Genomic DNA, 682 nt, shown 5'->3' with positions numbered 1-682 from the left:
TAAGATCATCATTCCCATCAATATCGTCAAAAAAATTGTGACTAAAACCCTTATTGCCTGTGCAACAAACTGGGTTTCTATGAACAACTTTTTTATGGCAATGTTTCTGAAGGTTGAGTGGGATTTTACCAGTGTTGAAGGGCTAACAAAAAATGATTGGTACTTTGTAAATTGTAATCATCAATCTTGGTCAGATATTCCAATCACTCAAAAAATCTTGAACCGCAAAATCCCTATGCTTAAGTTCTTCCTTAAAAAAGAACTTATCTGGGTACCGATTATTGGCATCTGCTGGTGGGCTTTGGACTTCCCTTTCATGAAGCGCTCCACTCCAGCACAAATAAAGAAAGATCCATCACTTGCCGGTAAAGATCTGGAAACCACACAAAAGGCTTGTGAGAAGTTTAAAACAACGCCAGTATCAGTATTTAACTTCCTCGAAGGTACTCGTTTCACACCGGAAAAGCATGCGCGCCAAGAGTCCCCATTCACAAACCTGCTAAAGCCTAAAGCGGGTGGAGCAGCTTTTGTTCTAGGCAGTATGGGCTCTCAAATGAATACCATGCTGGATCTTACAATTGTTTACCACGATAAAGATATCGGACCGTGGGATCTCTTCTGTGGTCGTATTTCGAAAGTAACCGTCCATATTAACAAAATAGAAATACCTAAAGAGTTCTTA

General features: G+C 39.9%; 1 protein-coding gene. It reads left to right on the top strand.

Going from position 1 to position 682, the window contains the following annotated elements; translation table 11 throughout:
- A partial coding sequence (locus A3729_RS05845) for an acyltransferase (protein WP_068633372.1) occupies positions 1-682 on the top strand: 682 nt, incomplete at both ends.

This window comes from Oleiphilus sp. HI0043, assembly GCF_001634935.1.
The sequence above is the reverse complement of the archived record's forward strand: the minus strand, read 5'-3'. Positions and strand labels throughout refer to the sequence as shown.